Origin of the sequence: Bradyrhizobium sp. C9 (assembly GCF_002532045.1) — a bacterium.
GTDB lineage: Bacteria > Pseudomonadota > Alphaproteobacteria > Rhizobiales > Xanthobacteraceae > Bradyrhizobium.
The window spans coordinates 1,039,843-1,056,350 of the sequence record NZ_NWTG01000001.1; the positions used below are offsets into that span (position 1 = coordinate 1,039,843).

Annotated in this window: 13 protein-coding genes; 11 read left to right on the top strand and 2 right to left on the bottom strand. The window is 65.2% G+C overall.

Features of this window, described 5'->3' with window-relative positions:
• The first annotated feature begins 40 nt into the window (after nucleotides 1-40).
• The 8 genes from CO675_RS04525 to CO675_RS04560 all read left to right on the top strand — a co-directional run bounded on the left by CO675_RS04525 (nucleotide 41) and on the right by CO675_RS04560 (nucleotide 11,116).
• On the top strand, nucleotides 41-2,179 hold the full coding sequence (locus tag CO675_RS04525) for an ABC transporter permease (protein WP_097670761.1): 2,139 nt from the start codon (nucleotides 41-43) through the stop codon (nucleotides 2,177-2,179).
• Nucleotides 2,179-3,300: an SMP-30/gluconolactonase/LRE family protein gene (locus CO675_RS04530; RefSeq protein ID WP_097670762.1), complete on the top strand. Its 1,122-nt coding sequence runs from the start codon at nucleotides 2,179-2,181 to the stop codon at nucleotides 3,298-3,300. The genes CO675_RS04525 and CO675_RS04530 overlap by 1 nt, the downstream gene beginning before the upstream one ends.
• Nucleotides 3,297-4,835: a sugar ABC transporter ATP-binding protein gene (locus tag CO675_RS04535; RefSeq protein ID WP_097670763.1), complete on the top strand. Its 1,539-nt coding sequence runs from the start codon at nucleotides 3,297-3,299 to the stop codon at nucleotides 4,833-4,835. The genes CO675_RS04530 and CO675_RS04535 overlap by 4 nt, the downstream gene beginning before the upstream one ends.
• A 395-nt stretch (nucleotides 4,836-5,230) precedes the next feature.
• Entirely contained in the window at nucleotides 5,231-7,546 is a 2,316-nt protein-coding gene (locus CO675_RS04540) for a bifunctional salicylyl-CoA 5-hydroxylase/oxidoreductase (protein ID WP_097670930.1), read from the top strand.
• Entirely contained in the window at nucleotides 7,543-8,322 is a 780-nt protein-coding gene (locus CO675_RS04545) for an SDR family NAD(P)-dependent oxidoreductase (RefSeq protein WP_097670764.1), read from the top strand. The genes CO675_RS04540 and CO675_RS04545 overlap by 4 nt, the downstream gene beginning before the upstream one ends.
• A gap of 11 nt (nucleotides 8,323-8,333) precedes the next feature.
• Entirely contained in the window at nucleotides 8,334-9,173 is an 840-nt protein-coding gene (locus tag CO675_RS04550) for an enoyl-CoA hydratase family protein (RefSeq protein WP_097670765.1), read from the top strand.
• A gap of 1 nt (nucleotide 9,174) precedes the next feature.
• Nucleotides 9,175-9,570: a RidA family protein gene (locus CO675_RS04555; RefSeq protein WP_097670766.1), complete on the top strand. Its 396-nt coding sequence runs from the start codon at nucleotides 9,175-9,177 to the stop codon at nucleotides 9,568-9,570.
• Nucleotides 9,571-9,874: 304 nt separating this feature from the next.
• The gene (locus CO675_RS04560; RefSeq protein ID WP_097670767.1) at nucleotides 9,875-11,116 is read left to right on the top strand and encodes a flavin-dependent oxidoreductase; all 1,242 of its coding nucleotides are present in this window, start codon (nucleotides 9,875-9,877) and stop codon (nucleotides 11,114-11,116) included.
• Between the two features lie 313 nt (nucleotides 11,117-11,429).
• Here the strand turns inward: CO675_RS04560 and CO675_RS04565 are convergent, their stop codons facing one another.
• Together CO675_RS04565 and CO675_RS04570 are read right to left on the bottom strand one after the other, a co-directional pair.
• The gene (locus CO675_RS04565) at nucleotides 11,430-11,882 is read right to left on the bottom strand and encodes a cupin domain-containing protein (RefSeq protein WP_097670768.1); all 453 of its coding nucleotides are present in this window, start codon (nucleotides 11,880-11,882) and stop codon (nucleotides 11,430-11,432) included.
• 21 nt (nucleotides 11,883-11,903) lie between these two features.
• Nucleotides 11,904-13,070, bottom strand: coding sequence for an ABC transporter substrate-binding protein (locus tag CO675_RS04570; protein ID WP_097670769.1), 1,167 nt, complete (start codon nucleotides 13,068-13,070; stop codon nucleotides 11,904-11,906).
• Between the two features lie 294 nt (nucleotides 13,071-13,364).
• Here CO675_RS04570 and CO675_RS04575 point away from each other — a divergent pair, with 294 nt between their 5' ends.
• The 3 genes from CO675_RS04575 (at nucleotide 13,365) to CO675_RS04585 (ending at nucleotide 16,493) form a co-directional block, all read left to right on the top strand.
• On the top strand, nucleotides 13,365-13,859 hold the full coding sequence (locus CO675_RS04575; protein WP_097670770.1) for a MarR family winged helix-turn-helix transcriptional regulator: 495 nt from the start codon (nucleotides 13,365-13,367) through the stop codon (nucleotides 13,857-13,859).
• Nucleotides 13,860-13,862: 3 nt separating this feature from the next.
• Complete coding sequence (locus CO675_RS04580; RefSeq protein WP_097670771.1) at nucleotides 13,863-14,678, top strand: alpha/beta hydrolase; 816 nt, start codon at nucleotides 13,863-13,865, stop codon at nucleotides 14,676-14,678.
• 171 nt (nucleotides 14,679-14,849) lie between these two features.
• Nucleotides 14,850-16,493, top strand: coding sequence for a benzoate-CoA ligase family protein (locus tag CO675_RS04585; protein WP_097670772.1), 1,644 nt, complete (start codon nucleotides 14,850-14,852; stop codon nucleotides 16,491-16,493).
• Nucleotides 16,494-16,508: the final 15 nt, after the last annotated feature.

Genomic DNA, 16,508 nt, shown 5'->3' on the forward strand with positions numbered 1-16,508 from the left:
ATCCGGAAAACGCTGAAACCGGATCAGGAGTGCTTTGGCGATGTCGATGGCAGTTGATTCCTTTTCCGCATCGGTGCGGCGGTTCTCACCCCGGCTCCTGCTCTCGGAGCTGTTGCTGAAACAGTGGTTCGAGCCGGTCGTTCCCTTCACCGTGATGATCGGGCTGTGGGCGTATTTCGCGCTCACCATTCCCGACTATGCCTCGGTGCAGAACTCGGTGTCGCTGCTGCGGCTGTTCGCCGAATTCGGCTTCGTCGCGCTCGCGATGGGCTTCTGCCTCGTCACCGGCGGCATCGACCTTTCGGTTGGTGCGATCTTCGCGCTGTGCAATTTCGCCGCGCTCTATTTCCTCTTGGTGCGCGAATGGCCGGTCGGCCTCGCGGTGCCGGCGACGCTTCTGGTCGGCGCGCTGCTCGGCAGCATCAACGGCTTTTTGATCGGCTTCCTGAAGACGCGGCCGTTCCTGACCACGCTGGTGACGCTGATCATCCTGCGCGCCTCGGTCAATCTGCTCAACACCAGCTATGCCCAGGTGTTCGCGACCAATTCGGTCGAGAGCGACGCCTGGGACTTCATCGGCGGCGGCAGCGTGCTCGGCATTCCCGTCAATGCCGCGACGCTGTTCGTGGTGCTATTGATCTGCCACATCTTCCTGTCGCGCTCGCGCTATGGCTGGCATCTCACCGCGATCGGCGCCAGCCGCAAGGCGGCGCGCCACGCCGGCATCCGCGTCCGCCTGATGCTGTTCATGACCTATGTGCTGTCGGGCACGCTGTGTGCGGCGAGCGGCATCTTCTATGCGGCACGCCAGGCCTCGACGGATTCCACCACGGGTGTGGGCTGGGAATTCCAGGCGCTGACCGCCGTGGTGCTCGGCGGCGTGTCGCTGGCCGGCGGCAAGGGCACCGTGTGGCGGGCGATGATCGGCGCGCTGATCATCTTCCTGTTGATCAACGGCCTCGTGCGCATGGGCATTCCGGGCTACGTCACCTCGGCGGTAACAGGCATGATCCTGCTCGCCGCGGTCGGCATCGACGTCAAATGGTCGAAGAACCGCGGCAAGGCGATCCAGAAGATCTATGTCAATCCGGCCTTCGTGCCGCTCGCCTCGGCGCCGGCAGTGCAGCCGGGCGCGGCGTCGCCCTACGCGCAGAACGACCGCCTGATCAACGCGCAGGCGATCGGCGTCGACCAGGTCGAGGGCCCCGAAGACGTCATTCTCGATCGTCAGGGGCGGCTCTACGGCTCGACCCGTGACGGCAACGTGATCCGCTTCTCCGGGCCGGACTTCAAGACCCGCGAGGTGTTCGCCCATATCGGCGGCCGGCCGCTCGGCATGCAGTTCGATCGCGACGAGAATCTGATCGTCGCGGTTGCCGGCATGGGCGTCTACGGCATCGCGCCCGACGGCCGCATCTTCAAGGTCACCGACGAGACCAACCGCACCTGGTACAAGCTGAATGACGACAGCCGCCTGCGCATGGCCGACGACCTCGACATCGCGCCCGACGGTAAGATCTATTTCAGCGACTGCACCACGCGCTACGAGATGACCACCAACACCCTCGACATCCTCGAGGGCCGGCCGAACGGCCGCGTGGTCTGCTACGATCCGGCGACCAAGACCACGCGCACGGTGATCAACCACTTCTATTTCCCGAATGGGATCTGCGTCTCGCACGACGGCAAGTCGATCCTGATCGCGTCGACCTCGCTGTGCAAAGTGTTCCGCCACTGGATCGACGGCCCGAACAAGGGCAAGACCGAAGTGCTGATGGACGAGCTGCCGGGCAACCCCGACAACATCAACCGCGCTTCCGACGGCACCTACTGGCTGGCGCTGGTCGGCATCCGCACGCCGACCTTCGACCTTGCCGCGCGAAAGCCCGGCTTCCGCCTGCGCATGGTCAAGCAGGTGCCGACCGACGAGTGGCTGGCGCCCGCGCTGAACCATGGCTGCGTGCTGAAGTTCAACGAGCGGGGCGAGGCGCTGGAGTCGTGGTGGGATCCGACCGGCATCTCGCACTCCACGCTGACCTCGATGCGCGAACACCAGGGCTATCTCTATCTCGGCGGGCTCGAGAACAACCGGATCGGTCGCATCAAGCTCGACGGCGTCGACGACAGCTGGACCGGCTACGATGCCTATTGGGGCGCCAAAAGCAGGGTGGCGAAGTAATGGGATTTTTCGATCATCTGCTGCGGGATATCCGCAGCGTCATCGACCGCGATGGCGGCCAGAACGCGATCCCGCCGCTCGATGGTGCGATGAGCCCCAATGATCGGCTCGACACCGCCGTGCCGATTGGCGAGCCGCTCCCGGGCGTCGACGATGTGATCGCCGCGGGCGACGGCGCGATCTATGTCTCTGCCGGTCGCCAGGTGCTGAAACTCAGCGGCGGTGATTTCTCGACCCGTACGGTCGTCACCGAGTTCGAGGATGATGCCGGCGGGCTCGCGCTGCATCCGGACGGCCGCCTTTTGGTCTGTGTCGCGGGCAGGGGACTTGCCGCAATCGATCCTGCAAAGCCCGCGCCGCGCTGGCTGGAGGCCGCCGGCGGCGGCGCGCTCGCCGGGTTGTTATCGGTTACGGCGGCGCCCGATGGCCGCATTTATGCCGTCGAGGGCAGCGCCGGTCGCCGCCCGAGCGAGTGGCGGCACGATCTGATGGAAAAGCGCGCCGGCGGCCGCCTGATTAGCTGCGGCGCCGGCCTCGACGATCCGCAGGTGTTGCTGCGCGATCTGCCATATCCCTATGGCGTGATGGTCTCCGCCGACGGCAACAGCCTGTGGCTCACCGAGAGCTGGGCGCATCGCCTCAGCCGCTTCGCGCTCGCCGGCAACGCGCTTGGTCCGCGCGAGACCATCGCCGCCAACATGCCGGGCTATCCGGCGCGGCTGCATCCGGACGGCCATGGCGGGCTGCTGCTCGGCATGTTCGCGCGCCGCACCCATCTGATCGAGTTCGTGCTCAAGGAAGACGATTTCCGCGAGGAGATGATGGCGACGATGCCGCCCGAGTACTGGGTCGCGCCGGCGCTGGTCGGCGGCAGCGATTGTCTGGAGCCGATGCAGATCGGCAGCGTCAAGGCGCTCGGTATCCAGAAGCCATGGGCGCCGCCGCGCTCCTATGGCCTGCTCGTGCATCTCGACGCCGAGGGCGAGGCCAGCGACAGCCTGCACAGCCGCGCCGGCGGCCGCTTCCACGGCATTACCGCCGCGTGTGCGACGCCCTCGGGCATCGTGATCGCGGCGCGCGGCGCCGGACGGCTGCTGCGCTATACGGGAGAGCTGCGATGAATGACGGCGTGACGCAGGCGGCACCCGCCACTCAGTCGGCACCCCGCGAGCCGGTGCTGCGGATCAGCAACGGCTCCAAGATCTATGGCGGTGTCCACGCCATCGAGGGGGTCAATTTCGATCTCTATCCCGGCGAGGTGCATGCACTGGTCGGCGAGAACGGCGCCGGCAAGTCGACGCTGTGCAAGGCGATCGCGGGCGCGATCAATCTCACCTCCGGCGACTATCTGCTGGACGGCAAGCCTGCCAATTTCGAGCAGCCGCGCGACGCGCTCGATGCCGGCATCTGCATGGTCTATCAGGAGACCAGCCTGGTGCCGACCATGACCGCGGCGCAGAACATCGAGCTCGGCAACGAAAAGCTGCTGACGCGCTTCCGCACGCTGAACATCCAGGCCCAGCAGCTGTTGCAGTCGCTGAACTTCCATGTCGACCCGGCGACGCCGGTGGCGCTGCTCGGCACCGCCAAGAAGCAGATGGTGGAGATCGCGCGCGCGATCTACAACAAGGCGCGCATCATCATCTTCGACGAGCCGACCGCATCGCTGACGCCGGAGGAGATCGTCCACTTCTTCCATCTGGTACGCGACCTGCGCGCCCGCGGCGTCTCGATCATCTACATCTCCCATGCGCTGGAGGAATCGCTGCAGATCGCCGACCGCATCACCGTGCTGCGCGACGGCAAGCTGGTGATCACGGCGCCCGCCAAGCAGCTCACCCGCGACGCGCTGGTGCAGCACATGGTCGGGCGCGAGGTCGCGCAGGCGGTCTACGGCGGCAAGGCGAAGACCCATCAGCGTCGTGAGAAGGTGCTGACGGTCGAGAACGTCACGATGGGCATGGCGGTCAAGAACATGTCGTTCTCGGTCTATGCCGGCGAGGTGGTCGGCATCGCCGGCCTGATCGGCTCCGGCCGCACCGAGATCGCCAAGATCGTCTACGGCGCGCTGAAGCGCAATCTGGTCAATGGCGGCACCATCCGGTTGCGGGGAAAGCCGATCCGCTATCGCGTGCCGCGGCAGGCGATCAATGACGGCATCGCCTACATCACCGAGGACCGCAAGGCCAACGGCTTTTTCGAGACCATGGTGGTCGACGACAACGTTTACATCGGCAGCCTCGCGACGCGGAAGGGCTGGAGCTTGCTACTGTCGCGCGCCAAGCGCAGCAAGCTCGCCAGTTACTGGGTCGACCGGCTCAAGATCAGCGCGTTGCAGCGCAAGGCCAGGATCATTGAGCTGTCCGGCGGCAACCAGCAGAAGGTGGTGCTGGCCAAGACGTTGGTGCAGGAGCCGTCGATCATCTTCTTCGACGAGCCGACGCGCGGCGTTGACGTCGGCACCATCCCGCACATCCACGGCGAAATCCGCCGCCTCGCCGACGAGGGCAAGGCGGTGGTGGTGATTTCGTCCTATCTGCCGGAGATCCTCGCCGTCTCCGACCGCATCCTGGTCGCCCGCACCGGCCGCATCGTCGCCGAGTTCGACGCGGCGGACGCGACCCAGGACAAGATCCTGTACGCCGCGGTGCATTGAGGGCGCGGGTGCGACGTCTCTCCGCTGTCGTCATTGCGGGGAACGCTTGCGACGAAGCGCGTCGCAAGAATGTCGATGCAGGCTTGCGGCAGCGCCTCATATTCGATGTCGTCCCGGCGCAGGCCGGGACCCATAACCACAATTTGTCATTGTTGCGCGTCGCCGGAACGACGAGTCCCGCCGGCAACATCTGCTGCGGCGTATGGGTCCCGGCCTGCGCCGGGACGACGGTTGTGGGTGGGCGCCAACTACTCTTGACAATTATTTTAAGTATAAAATAATATGCGGTATCGGCTGGCGGGAAAACCGACCCCGGCCGAAGCCAGAGCATGGTTCGGAAAAGTGGCACCCGGTTTTCCGACGCGATCATGCTCAAACGGAAAGGCGAGAACGCCATGCGCATCGTTTGCATTGGAGGCGGGCCGGCCGGGCTCTACTTCGGCATCCTGATGAAGATGCTCGATCCCGCGCACCGGATCTCCGTGGTCGAACGCAATCGGCCCTATGATACGTTCGGCTTCGGCGTGGTGTTCTCCGATGCGACCATGGACAACATGCGCAAATGGGACCCGGTCACCGCCGACACGATCGAGCAGGCCTTCAACCACTGGGATGACATCGAGGTCCTGATCAAGGGCCGCCGCATGCGCACCACCGGCCACGGCTTCGTCGGCATCGGCCGCAAGCGGCTGCTCAACATCCTGCAGGCGCGCGCCGAGGAGCTCGGCGTCGAATTGATCTTCGAGCGCGAGGTCAATTCCGATATCGAGTTCCCCGATGCCGACCTGATCGTGGCGTGCGACGGCGTCAACTCGAAGGTCCGCGCCAAATATGCCGAGACCTTCCAGCCCGACATGCTGATGCGGCCGAACCGCTATATCTGGCTCGGCACCAACCGGCCGTTCGATGCCTTCACCTTCGACTTCCGCAAGACCGAGCACGGCTGGTTCCAGTCGCACATCTACAAGTTCGAGGAGGGCGCGGCGACCTTCATCGTCGAGACCACCGAGGAAGCATATCTCGCCCACGGCCTCGACAAGATGGAGCAGGGAGAATCCATCGCGTTCTGCGAGAAGGTGTTCGCGGAAATCCTCGAGGGGCATCATCTGGTCTCCAACGCGCGGCATCTGCGCGGCTCGGCCTGGCTGTCGTTTCCGCGGCTGATCTGCGGCAAGTGGACCGCGTTCAACGGCAACAGCCATGTCGTGTTGATGGGCGATGCCGCCCACACCGCGCATTTCGCGATCGGCTCGGGCACCAAGCTCGCGCTGGAAGATGCGATCGAGCTGACCAACCAGTTCAAGATCCACGGCGCGACCAAGGACAGCATCCCCGCCGTGCTCAAGGCTTACGAGGAACTGCGCCGGGTCGATGTGGCGCGGATCCAGAATGCCGCGCGCAATGCGATGGAGTGGTTCGAGGTGGTCGGCTCGCGCTATGCCGATACGCTGGAGCCCGAGCAGTTCATGTACTCGCTGCTGACCCGCTCGCAGCGAATCAGCCACGAGAATTTGCGGCTGCGCGACAAGACCTGGCTCGAAGGCTATGAGCGCTGGTTCGCCGAGCGCAGCGGGGTGCCGGCGACCAACGACCGCGTCACCCCGCCGATGCTGACGCCGTTCCACATCCGCGGCCTGTCGCTGCACAACCGGATCATCGTCTCGCCGATGGCGACGTACTCGGCGGAGGAGGGAGTGCCGAACGACTTCCACCTGGTGCATTTCGGCTCCCGCGCGCTCGGCGGCGCCGGCCTGTTGTTCACCGAGATGACCTGCGTCTCGCCGGAGGCGCGGATCACGCCCGGCTGCTGCGGCCTGTGGAACGACGAACAGGCCGCGGCCTACAAGCGCATCGTCGAGTTCGTGCATCGCAATTCGCAGGCCAGGATCGGCATCCAGCTCGGCCATGCCGGCCGCAAGGGTTCGACCCGCGTCGCCTGGGAAGGCATGGACGAACCGCTGCCGGACCATAACTGGCCGTTGGTGTCGGCCTCGGCGGTGCCTTATCTGCCCGACGGCCAGGTCCCGGAGCCGATGAGCCGCGCCGAGATGGACGATGTGCGCGACCAGTTCGTTGCCGCCGCCCGGCGCGCCGCTAGCGCCGGCTTCGATATTCTGGAGCTGCATTGCGCCCATGGCTATCTGCTGTCGAGCTTCCTCTCGCCGCTGACCAACCGCCGCACCGACGAGTATGGCGGATCGATCGAGAACCGGGCGCGTTATCCGCTGGAAGTGTTCCGCGCCGTTCGCGCGGTGTGGCCGGAGGACAAGCCGATGTCGGTCCGCCTGTCCTGTCACGATTGGGCCGAGGGCGGCAACACACCCGAGGAGGCGCTGGCCTTCGCAAAACTGTTCAAGGCGGCCGGTGCCGACCTGATCGATTGCTCCTCGGGCCAGGTCTGGGCCGACGATCATCCGATCTATGGCCGGCTTTACCAGACCCCGTTCGCCGACAAGATCCGCAACGAGGTCGGCATCGCCACTATCGCGGTCGGCGCGATCTCGGAGGCCGACCACGCCAATTCGATCATCGCCGCCGGACGCGCCGATCTCTGTGCCATCGCGCGGCCGCATCTTGCCGATCCCGCGTGGACGCTGCATGAGGCCGCGAAGATCGGCGTCAAGCAGATCGCCTGGCCGAAGCAGTATCTGTCGAGCAAGTCGCAATACGAGGCCAATCTCGAACGCGTAGCCGCGGGAGTGAAGGCATGACAGGGTTCTGGCCCAACGCCCATGCGCTCGTCACTGGTGCAGGCTCCGGCATCGGCGCTGCGACGGCGATCGCACTCGCGGCTGCCGGCGTGCGCGTCAGCGTCGCCGGGCGCCGGATCGACGCGCTGAAGACGACGACGGCGTTGCTCGGCGAGCGCGCTGGCGCTGTTGTCGCGATCGATGTGACCGATGAAGCTGCGGTGGCCAAGGGTATCGCGCAGATCGAGGCCGAGGCGGGCCCGATCGATATCCTCGTCAACAATGCGGGCAAAGCCGGCAGCGCGCCGTTCGACAAGACGAGCGTGGCGCTGTGGGCGGACATGCTGGCGAGCAATCTCTCCAGCGTGTTCCTGGTGACGAAGGCGGTGCTGCCTGGGATGGCGCAGCGTGCCCGGGGGCGCGTGATCAACGTGGCCTCGACCGCGGGTCTTACCGGCTACGCCTATGTCTCGGCCTATGTCGCGGCAAAGCACGGCGTCGTCGGCCTGACGCGCTCGCTGGCGCTGGAATACGCGCGGCGCGGCGTCACCGTGAATGCGGTGTGTCCCGGCTACACCGACACGCCGCTGGTGGCGGATGCGGCTGCGAACATCGTCGCCAAAACCGGGCGCAGCGAGCAGGAGGCGCGAGCCACGCTCGCCAAGGTCAATCCGATGCAGCGGCTGGTCACGCCGGAGGAGGTCGCCGATACCATCCTCTGGCTCGCGTCCGAGGGTGCATCGTCAATCAACGGACAAGCCGTCGCGGTCGCCGGCGGCGAAGTCTTTACCGGGTAAAGGAACAACTCATGTCCGACATGAAAGCAAAGCTCCGTCCGTTCAAGGATTATCCCGCAAAGCACTTCCGGTGGCAGACCGATGCCAGCGGCCGTGTCGCGACCATCACGCTGAACCGGCCGGACAAGAAGAACCCGCTGACCTTCGAGTCCTATGAGGAGCTGCGTGATCTCTTCACCAACCTCAAATACGCCTCCGATGTCCGCGCCATCGTGCTGACCGGCGCCGACGGCAATTTCTGCTCCGGCGGCGACGTGTTCGAGATCATCGAGCCGTTGACGCGGATGGCGATGCCGGACCTGCTCGCCTTCACGCGGATGACCGGCGAGGTGGTGCGCGCGATGCGCAAATGCCCGCAGATCATCGTCGCTGCGATCGACGGCATCTGTGCCGGTGCAGGCGCGATGCTGGCGCTGGCATCCGACCTGCGGCTGGCGACGCCGCAGGCCAAGACCGCGTTCCTGTTTACCCGCGTCGGCCTTGCCGGCGCCGACATGGGCGCGTGCGGCTTGTTGCCGCGTGTGATCGGGCAGGGCCGTGCCGCCGATCTGCTCTACACCGGCCGCGCGATGAGCGCCGACGAAGGCTTTGCGTGGGGCTTCCACAACCGCCTGGTGCCGCCGGCGGAGCTCGCCGCCGCCGCGCAAGAGTTGGCGCGCTTGCTCGCGGACGGACCATGGTTCGCGCATGGCGTGACGAAGACGATGTTCAATCAGGAATGGGCGATGGGCGTCGACGAGATGATCGAGTCCGAAGCGCAGGCGCAGGCGATCTGCATGGTGACGGGCGACTTCCGCCGCGCCTTCGATGCCTTCGCCGCCAAGCAGAAACCCGCCTTCGAGGGCAATTGAGATGATCGAGATCCTGCAACCGGACGGATGGGCCAAGCCGATCGGCTACGCCAACGGCATGGCCGCGCGCGGCAAACAGATCTTCATCGCCGGCCAGATCGGCTGGAACGGTCAATGCGTGTTCGAGAGCGACGATCTCGTGGCGCAAATTGGCCAGACGCTGCGCAATATCGTCGCGGTTGCCGCAGCCGGCGGGGCCGGGCCAGAGCACATCGTGTCGATGACCTGGTTCTTGCTCGACCGCAAGGAATATTCCGCGCGGCTGAAGGAGATCGGTGGGGTCTATCGCGACGTGATCGGCCGCCGCTTTCCGGCAATGACCGCGATCCAGGTTGCCGGCCTGATCGAGGACCGCGCCAAGGTGGAAATCCAGGCCATCGCGGTGGTGCCGGATTAACGACGATGCCGGAGTGTCAAACCCGTCATCCCCGCGCAAAGGCTCCGCCTTTGTCGCTGGAGGAGCCGCGAAGCGGCGTCTCGAAGGATGCGCGGCCCGGCTGGTGGCCGTCGACCCTTCGAGACGCGCGTTCCTCAGGGTGACGGGCATGGATGGGAATATGCTGAAGCAATGTTAAGCCTAAGCCCAATCATCGCGGGCCGGCCCAAGTCCCGGGCAACAAACCCGCTTGCGGCCGGACAACGGGGCGTGCGACCCTAGCCGAAAGCGTAAAAGCGTCCTGTTGTGAGTGGAGTAAGGGACGATGAAGGCGATTATCGTCGGAGGCGGAATCGGAGGCCTCACCACTGCGCTGATGCTGCGCTCGCGCGGTATCAGTTGCGAGCTGTACGAGCAATCGGAGACGATCCGTGAGCTCGGCGTCGGCATCAACACACTGCCGCATGCGATCCGCGAGCTGGCGGGGCTCGGTCTGCTCGACAGACTCGACGAGGTCGCGATCCGCACCTTTGAGCTGTTCTATTTGACGCGGCATGGCCAACAGGTCTGGCACGAGAAGCGCGGGCTCGATGCCGGCCACGACGTGCCGCAATTCTCTGTTCATCGCGGCCGCCTGCAGGGCGTGATCCATCAGGCGGTGATCGACCGGCTCGGCGCGGATGCGATCCGCACCGGCTGCCGGCTCGGTTCCTTCACGCAGGACGAGGGCGGCGTGTCCGCCTACTTCTTCGATCGCAGCGGCAGCCATGTGCACACCGCGCGTGGCGACATCCTGATCGGCGCCGACGGCATCCATTCCAAGGTGCGGCAGACGCTGTTTCCGGATGAAGGCGGCCCGTGCTGGAACGGGCTGATGCTGTGGCGCGGCGCGACCGATTGGCCGGCCTTCCTGACGGGGCGCTCGATGATCATCGCCGGTGGGCTGAACGCCAAGGCCGTGATCTATCCGATCGCGCCCGGCTCGAGCCCGGCAAGCCGCCTCACCAATTGGGCGGTGCTGGTGCGGATCGGCGATGGCTCCTCGCCGCCGCCGCGGCGCGAGGGCTGGTCCAATCTCGGCCGGCGCGACGAGATGATGCCCTATGTCACTGGTTTCACCATCCCGCAGGTCGACTTCGCCGGCCTGATCAACGCGACGCCGGAATTCTGGGAGTATCCGTGCTGCGACCGCGATCCGCTGCCCTATTGGTCGAGCGGCCGCGTCACGCTGCTCGGCGATGCCGCGCATCCGATGTATCCGGTCGGCTCGAACGGCGCGTCGCAGGCCATTCTCGATGCGCGGTGCCTCGCCGACATGCTGGCGCGGGCCGAGCATCCGCGCCAGGCGCTGGCGGCCTATGAGCGGCAGCGGTTGCCGATGACCGCCGACATCGTCGCCTCCAACCGCCGCGGCGGGCCGGAGGGCGTGATCGACGCCGTCGAGCAGCTCGCGCCGCAGGGCTTTACCGACGTCGACACCATTCTCAACTACGAGGCACGCGAGGCGATCGTGCGCGGCTATGCCGCGAAGGCCGGCTTCGCCGCGCGTGTGGTGGCGCGGCAGTAAAAGACACACCGGGAGACTTTGGCCCCTCACGGTTAGGGGATAACGTCCCATCCGTCACCCCGAGAGACCGTGAATGTATCTCTCTCGATGACGCAACATACTCGATGTCGTCCCGGCGAAAGCCGGGACGACGAGGGGAGAGATTGCGCTGCGTCTCCGTCACCCCCGCGCAACGGCTTCGCCGTTGTCGCTGGAGGAGGTCGCAGCGCGGCCGTCTCGATGGGTCGACGGCCACCAGCCGGGCCGATTCATCCTTCGAGACGAGGCCAAGTGGCCGCTCCTCAGGATGACGGGAGCGAGGTCGCCGCCGAGCTTACGCCGGAGGCGGCGGCAGGAAGTGGATGTTGTGCTCGGCGGCGAGCCGCACCACGTCGTCCGGGTTCTGCTCCTTCATGTTGTGGATCGCCCAGAACAGGTCGTAGAGCCTGCGCGTCGGCGATACCCAGAACAATGTCTTCGCCGGCTGCTGTGACTTGTTGAAGATGCCGTGCGGCTTGCCCGCCGGCAGGCGCACCAGGTCGCCGGGCGTGGCTGATTCATCGGCGCCGTCGAGCATGAAGTCGAGCTTGCCCTCGAGGATGTAGAGATACTCGTCCTGGTCGGGATGGATGTGCGGCGGGACGAAGGTGCCGGGCGGGAAGGTGGCGTGCCAGGAGAACGAATGCTCGGTACGGCTCTTCGGCACATAGGTCTGGCCGAGGATGCTCCAGGAAATCCCTTGCATGCCTTCGTTGGCGCGGGTGATGCCGGCGATCTCGTCTTTCATGTTTGTACGTCCTCTTCTGAGTTACTTGGCCGCGCAGTCCTTGGCGTAGCGGTCGCCATAGTTCGAGAACACCTTCTCGACGATCTCGGTCTGGAACTTGCCGTCCGGTCGCTTAGCGACCTTGGTGAGGTAGAAATCCTGGATCGGATAGCCGTTGTTGTTGAACTTGAAGTTACCGCGCAGCGAGGTGAAATCGGCCTTCTTCAGCGCCGCTGCAACCGCGTCCTTGTTGGAGAGGTCGCCCTTCACGGCCTTGACCGCGCTATCGATCAACAGCGCTGCGTCATAGGCCTGCATGGCGTAAGTGCCGGGCACGCCCTTGTAGGCCGCCTCATAGGCCGTGACGAACTTCTTGCTCTGGGGATTGTCGAGATCGGGTGCCCAGTTCGCGCCGCCGAACATGCCGACGGCGGCGTCCTGCTGCGCGGGCAGGGTGGATTCGTCGACGGTGAAGGCGGAGAGCACCGGCACGGTCGCGCCGGCCTGCTTGTACTGCTTCACGAGGTTCACGCCCATGCCGCCTGGCATGAAGGTGAACAGCGCGTCGGGCTTCAGCGAGGCGATCTTGGAGAGTTCGGGCTGGAAATCCAGCGTGTTCATCGGCGTGTAGGATTCCTCGACGATCTCGCCCTTGTAGTCGAGCTTGAAGCCGGCGACGGAATCGCGGCCGGCCTGATAGTTCGGCACCAGCAGATAGACGCGCTTGTAGCTGCGGTCCTGCGCCACCTTGCCGAGGACCTCGTGCACCTGGTCGTTCTGGTACGACGTCACGTAGAAGAACGGGTTGCACTCCTTGCCGGCGTAGCTGGAGGGGCCGGCATTCGGGCTGATCAGGAAGGTCTTGCTGTCGGTGACCGGGCGGTGGATCGCCTGCAGGATGTTGGAGAAGATCGGACCGACCACGAAATCGACCTTGTCGCGCTCGAGCAGGCCGCGCACCTTGACCACGGCAGCGTCGGGCTTCAGCTCATCGTCGGCGTTGACGATCTCGACCTCGCGGCCGGCCATCTTGCCGCCGAGGTCCTTGACCGCGAGCGCAAAACCGTCGCGAACCTGCTGGCCAAGCGCCGCGGCTGGTCCCGAGGTCGTCACCAGCACGCCGATCTTGATCTTCTCCTGCGCGGTCGCCGGGGTCACCGCGATACCCAGCAGCGCCGCCAATCCCGCGAGCTTCGTCAATCGTTTCATGTCTCTCCCCCAACCACCGGCTTGTTGCCCTGTCTCGGCCTCATTGACCTCAGCTTAGTCTGACGCGCGCGACCGCTGCAAGCGATGTGGCATTGCGTCAGGGCGATCGCCGCGCATCATGCAGGCGCTGCACATGCAAGCACCGCGCCAATTGCTTGAAGTTTAAAGAAATTGCAGGATCGGCCGCGCGCGTATCGGGCGGGATTCGCATTTGTCCTTGCGGGGCGGCGCGAATTGCTTGAAGCTCAAAGCAATCGGTCCGACCGAAACCCGGCGCGGAGGCACGATCGCTGCATGAACCTCGATTCCGAAACCAAAGCCGTCGAACTCCCCGACGATCACGGCACCGAGCTCAGGCTGTGGCTGCGGCTCTTGACCTGCACCACGCTGATCGAAGGCGAGGTACGCAGCCAATTGCGTGAGAAGTTCGATGTCACGCTGCCGCGCTTCGACCTGATGGCCCAGCTCGACAAGGTGTCTGACGGCATGACGCTGTCGGACCTGTCGAAGCGGATGATGGTGTCGAACGGCAACGTCACCGGGCTGGTCGAGCGACTGGTCGAGTCCGGCCATCTCGATCGCCGCACCTCGGAGACCGATCGCCGCGTGCAGTTCATCCGGCTGACCAAGCTCGGCCGCGCCGAGTTCCGCAAGATGGCGGCCGAGCACGAGAAATGGATCGCCGATATCTTCGGCGACCTGTCGCCGAAGGATATTCGCGAACTGATGCGGCTGCTTGCCAAGGCCAAGGGGTCGGCCCAGCGCTCCGCCAAGGCGAGGACCGCTTAAGCCGTGAGCGAGATCGACTACGAGGTGGAATACAACAACCGGGCAAGGGTGCCGGAGAATCCCGCGTTGATGGCCGGTTGGGCGAGGGACTCCGCGGCCTATCGCGAGCAACATCCGCCGCGGCGCCTGACCTATGGGCCGGGCGGCCGCAACGTCATCGATCTCTTTGAGGGGAGCAGCGACGGGCCGCTCGTCGTGTTCATCCACGGCGGCTATTGGCAGGCGCTTGACGGCTCGTCGTCGAGCCACTGCGCGCGGGGCCTCAATGGCCACGGCATCAGCGTCGCGGTGCCGAGTTACGACCTTTGTCCCAATGTCACGATTGCCGACATCATCTGCGAGATGCGCGCGGCGTCGTGCGAGCTGGCCAAGTTCGGCCGGCCGCTGGTCATGTCAGGGCACTCCGCGGGCGGGCATCTTGCCGCATGCATGCTTGCCACCGATTGGCAGGCCTACGATGCGTCGCTGCCGACGGATCTGGTCAGGGCTGCTTACGCGATCTCCGGCCTGTTCGAGCTCGAGCCGCTGGTCGGCACCTCCATCAACAAGGCACTTGGCCTCGACCGCGACGCAGCAAGGGCGGTGAGCCCGCTGCTCTGGAAAGCGCCCAGCGGTGCGACGCTCGATGCGGTGGTTGGCGGCGCCGAGAGCGCCGAATATCACCGGCAGAGCCGGACCATCGCCGATGTCTGGGGCAGCGCGGGTGTGGCGACACGGTTCGGCACCGTGCCCAATGCCAATCATTTCACCGCGATCGCACCGCTCGCCGACCCGGAGTCGGAGATGGTCGCGCGGCTGAAGCAGCTCACACAAATCTGAGGTTTGCGGGGCGACGCAGTTTCCACGCGATATCTACCCTTGCGCCAAATTATTTTAAGTATAAAATGATTGGCGATCGGGACGCTGCCGGGCGTCCTCGATACTGGTCTTCTCGATGTTGATCTCGATGTTGGTCTTGGCCTTTCTGGACGGAAAGCGAGGGGCAATCGAATGTCAGGTGAATTTCCCGGGCTCGGCCCATCCGGGCATGTCGACGATTTCGCGCGGCGCAACCTGCCGCCATCAGCGCAGTGGCCGCAGCTGCTGCTCGACCGGCCCGAATTCCAATATCCCGATTATCTCAACGCCGCGGTCGAACTGACCGACCGCATCGTCGAGCAGGGGATGGGCGATCGCATCGCGCTGATCGGCAACGGCCGCCAGCGCACCTACAAGGAATTGACCGACTGGTCGAACCGCCTGGCTCATGCGTTGGTGGAGAACTACGGCGTCAAGCCCGGCAATCGCGTCCTGATCCGCTCGGGCAACAATCCGGCGCTGGTCGCGGCGTGGCTCGCCGCCACCAAGGCTGGCGCCGTCGTCGTCAACACGATGCCGATGCTGCGCGCCGGTGAGCTCGCCAAGATCGTCGACAAGGCCGAGATTGCGCTGGCGCTGACCGACAGCCGCATCGCGGACGAACTGGTGGCTTGCGCCAAGACCAGCAAATTCCTCAAGCAGGTCGTCAATTTCGACGGCACGCAAAACCACGATGCCGAGCTCGACCGGATCGCGCTGAACAAGCCGGTCAAGTTCGATGCGGTGAAGACCGGCCGCGACGATGTCGCGCTGCTCGGCTTCACGTCGGGCACCACGGGCGAACCCAAGGCGACGATGCATTTCCATCGCGATCTCCTGATTGTCGCGGACGGCTATGCCAGGGAAGTGCTCAAGGTGACGCCGGACGACGTGTTCGTCGGCTCGCCGCCGCTTGCATTTACATTTGGCCTTGGCGGGCTCGCGATCTTCCCGCTGCGCTTCGGCGCCACCGCGACATTGCTGGAGAACGCGGCGCCGAGCGAGATGATCCGGATCATCGAGACCTACAAGGCCACGATCTGCTTCACCGCGCCGACCGCCTATCGGGCGATGATGGCCGCGATGGACAAGGGCGCCGATCTGTCGTCGCTCCGGCTCGCCGTCTCGGCCGGCGAGACGCTGCCGGCGCCGGTGTTCGAGAGCTGGACCAGGAAGACCGGCAAGCCGATCCTCGACGGCATCGGCAGCACGGAGCTGCTGCACATCTTCATCACCAACCGCACCGGCAGCGCCGTCGCCGGCACCACGGGCACGCCTGTGGCCGGCTACCAGGCGAAGATCGTCGACGAAGACATGAACGAATTGCCGCCGGGCCAGGTCGGCAAGCTGGCGGTGCGCGGCCCGACCGGCTGCCGTTATCTCGCCGACTCCCGGCAAACCAAATATGTCCGCGATGGCTGGAACATCACCGGCGATGCCTTTGTCAGCGACGAGAACGGCCGGCTGTCGTTCGTGGCGCGCGCCGACGACATGATCATCTCGGCCGGTTACAACATCGCCGGTCCCGAGGTCGAGGCGGCGCTGCTCGGACATCCCGATGTCGCGGAATGCGCTGTCATCGGCGCACCCGACGAGGAGCGCGGACAGATCGTCTCGGCCTTCATCGTGCTGAAGCAGGGCGCGCGCAGCGACGATGCCGAGGTCAAGGCGTTGCAGGATCACGTCAAGGCAACGATCGCGCCGTACAAATATCCCCGCGCGATCTCTTTTGTCGACGCGCTGCCGAAGACCCAGACCGGGAAGATCCAACGCTTCAAGCTGCGCGAGGCAAGTTAGGGGAGGGCGACGGCC

Excerpts from the sequence above, each read along its gene's own strand:
- CO675_RS04570 (WP_097670769.1), bottom strand. The coding sequence starts at position 13,070 with ATGAAACGATTGACGAAGCTCGCGGGATTGGCGGCGCTGCTGGGTATC.
- CO675_RS04525 (WP_097670761.1), top strand. The coding sequence starts at position 41 with ATGTCGATGGCAGTTGATTCCTTTTCCGCATCGGTGCGGCGGTTCTCA.
- CO675_RS04585 (WP_097670772.1), top strand. The coding sequence starts at position 14,850 with ATGTCAGGTGAATTTCCCGGGCTCGGCCCATCCGGGCATGTCGACGAT.
- CO675_RS04545 (WP_097670764.1), top strand. The coding sequence starts at position 7,543 with ATGACAGGGTTCTGGCCCAACGCCCATGCGCTCGTCACTGGTGCAGGC.
- CO675_RS04540 (WP_097670930.1), top strand. The coding sequence starts at position 5,231 with ATGCGCATCGTTTGCATTGGAGGCGGGCCGGCCGGGCTCTACTTCGGC.
- CO675_RS04555 (WP_097670766.1), top strand. The coding sequence starts at position 9,175 with ATGATCGAGATCCTGCAACCGGACGGATGGGCCAAGCCGATCGGCTAC.
- CO675_RS04530 (WP_097670762.1), top strand. The coding sequence starts at position 2,179 with ATGGGATTTTTCGATCATCTGCTGCGGGATATCCGCAGCGTCATCGAC.
- CO675_RS04560 (WP_097670767.1), top strand. The coding sequence starts at position 9,875 with ATGAAGGCGATTATCGTCGGAGGCGGAATCGGAGGCCTCACCACTGCG.
- CO675_RS04535 (WP_097670763.1), top strand. The coding sequence starts at position 3,297 with ATGAATGACGGCGTGACGCAGGCGGCACCCGCCACTCAGTCGGCACCC.
- CO675_RS04565 (WP_097670768.1), bottom strand. The coding sequence starts at position 11,882 with ATGAAAGACGAGATCGCCGGCATCACCCGCGCCAACGAAGGCATGCAA.
- CO675_RS04575 (WP_097670770.1), top strand. The coding sequence starts at position 13,365 with ATGAACCTCGATTCCGAAACCAAAGCCGTCGAACTCCCCGACGATCAC.
- CO675_RS04550 (WP_097670765.1), top strand. The coding sequence starts at position 8,334 with ATGTCCGACATGAAAGCAAAGCTCCGTCCGTTCAAGGATTATCCCGCA.